This window comes from Pseudomonas sp. BS-2016 (assembly GCF_001806145.1).
In the GTDB taxonomy this organism is placed as follows: Bacteria; Pseudomonadota; Gammaproteobacteria; order Pseudomonadales; family Pseudomonadaceae; genus Aquipseudomonas; species Aquipseudomonas lundensis.
In genome coordinates this window covers 1-2,138 of record NZ_MLCT01000113.1, presented here as the reverse complement: position 1 = coordinate 2,138, position 2,138 = coordinate 1, and the positions used below count along the sequence as shown (strand labels likewise).

The 2,138-nt window shown below is 60.7% G+C and carries 2 protein-coding genes; both read right to left on the bottom strand.

The window, feature by feature from the left end:
* Positions 1-1,051 (bottom strand): bifunctional alpha/beta hydrolase/class I SAM-dependent methyltransferase (locus BKD70_RS22800; RefSeq protein WP_139145803.1); only part of this gene is annotated, 1,051 nt, incomplete at its 3' end.
* Positions 1,052-1,061: 10 nt separating this feature from the next.
* On the bottom strand, positions 1,062-1,682 hold the full coding sequence (locus BKD70_RS22795; RefSeq protein WP_057975210.1) for a CDP-alcohol phosphatidyltransferase family protein: 621 nt from the start codon (positions 1,680-1,682) through the stop codon (positions 1,062-1,064).
* Between the last annotated feature and the right edge of the window lie 456 nt (positions 1,683-2,138).

Below are 2,138 nucleotides of genomic sequence, written 5' to 3'. Positions count from 1 at the left end.
GGGTGCTGCCGGAATCGAAGCCGGTGTCGAAGCCCAGCTTCACCCCATCCGACAGGTTCTTGCCCAGGCCCATGCTGGCGCGGGTCATGCGCCAGTACAGGTCGCGCAGTGAATTGCGTGGCAACGGCGCGGCGAGGGATTCGGATTCGGCGCACGTGGCGCCAAGTTTGTCTGCATCCAGTAAAGAAGCGCGGTCCAGCGGGTGGGCGAAGTTCTGCAAGATAAAGCGCTTGGCGCTGCTCACAGCCACGGCGCGATCACGTTCGCCGAGGGTGTCGTGAAAAAAGCCGGGGAGGATATGCAGCTCTTTTTTAAGGCTGCCGAGGCGGTCGAAGAACTGCTGCTGGGGTTTACGGTGCACCACAAAGTCGGAGCCCGAAATAAGCAGTTGGGTCGGCACCTGGATCGCCTGGGCGTCGGCGACAACCCGGGCGGCCGCTTCGTAAAGGCCCAGCAGCACATTCACCGAAATGGCCTTGGTGATCAGTGGATCGCTGTCGTAGGACGCCACGCGTTCGGGGTCATGGCTGAGGAACTTGGCCTTGACGTAGCTGTTGACGAAAAAGTTGCCACGAAACTTGCGCATCAGTGCCAGGCCGGGGCGGGCGAAGGGCACGTACAGCTTGACCTTGAAGGCTGGCGAGGCGAGCACCAGGGCGCGGATTTTTGGCGCGTAATCATGAACCCAGGTGGCCGCGATCACCGCGCCGACGCTTTGGGCGATGACGGCGATGCCTTCCTCCTCGATGCCGTAGGTGGCATTGATGTGGTCACAGAAAGTCTGCACATCGCGGGCGCTGGTGGCAAAGCTGGGGCTGTCGCCGCGCTCGCCTGGGGATTGGCCGTGGCCACGGGCGTCCCAGGCGAAGAAGTCGAATTCAGGCAGGCCCAGTTCATCCACCAGGTGGGCAATACGCCCCGAGTGCTCATGGCCGCGATGGAACAACAGGATCGCCTTGCGCGGCCCGACACCTGCCGTGGCCGGCCAGTGCCGATAGAAAAGCTCGACGCCATCATGGGTACTGAAGGTGTGCTGTTGCTGTTCGCGCATCGCAAAATCCTTATGCAGAAGGGAGAGATTGTTGTTCTTTGAGGCCCTGACGCACCCGGTTGACCAAGGTATAGGCGAGCAGGGCGGCGACCAGCCACATCACCGCCTCCACCCAACCGGCGCCGAGCCAGCCCAGCGCCACGCCCGTGGCCAGCACCCCGAGCACGAACGCCCGATCACTCTTGCCCATGGGCCCGTCATAACGGCGCGACGCGCCCACCATCGGCCCCAGCACTCCGGCGTATTCGCTGAATACCGCAAGCAGCGTCACCAGCAGCACCGGCGCCAGGCTCATATCGGGGATCAATGCAAAGGGCAGGATCAGCGCACTGTCGGCGATCACATCGCACAATTCATTGAGGTAAGCACCGAGGCGCGACTGTTGGCCGAATTCCCGGGCCAGCATGCCATCGATGGCATTGAGCGCCATGCGCACAATCATCCACAGCGGGATCAGTGCAAACAGCCAGAGGTGTTGGGCAAAGCCCGCGATCAACAGCCCCACCAGCAGGGAAACAACCCCGGCCAGCACGGTGATCTGGTTGGCGGTGGTGCCGTTGTCATAAAGGCGCTGCACGAGAGGCCGCAGCAGGTTTTGAAAACGCGGTTTGAGTTGGTAGATGGAAATCATGGGGGGTGGCGCTTCCTTGTCCGTGAACCCGCGAAAAACTGTCTGAAGTGTGCCGACTAATCGCAGCCGACACCAGTGATGGCTCGTGTTTATAGGGGATTAGTCACGCTCTTGAGCATAATCAATCACCGCTTGTGGGAGCGTCCTATGGGGCCTCAACAGCAGGTGATCGAGTTCGTGTCTATAGTTACATCTCTACACACGCAGAGGGTCGCAAATGTCTTCGACTTTGCACCGACAGACACCGACTCTGAGGGTGACAGACGCGCGTAGGTTGCAAGTAGCGGTCGTTGCGTATCACCGACAGACATTAGACGAGGCACTGCAGGCACGTACCGAAAGGTATTCGCGCGATGTCCTTGGTCGAGTGCATGCACAATGGGACACGCGATTGTGGGCAACGGGTGGTGAAACAGGGGAGCCCAACCAAGTTATGACCCATAGTCTGTCGGGCCA

Excerpts from the sequence above, each read along its gene's own strand:
- BKD70_RS22795 (WP_057975210.1), bottom strand. The coding sequence starts at position 1,682 with ATGATTTCCATCTACCAACTCAAACCGCGTTTTCAAAACCTGCTGCGG.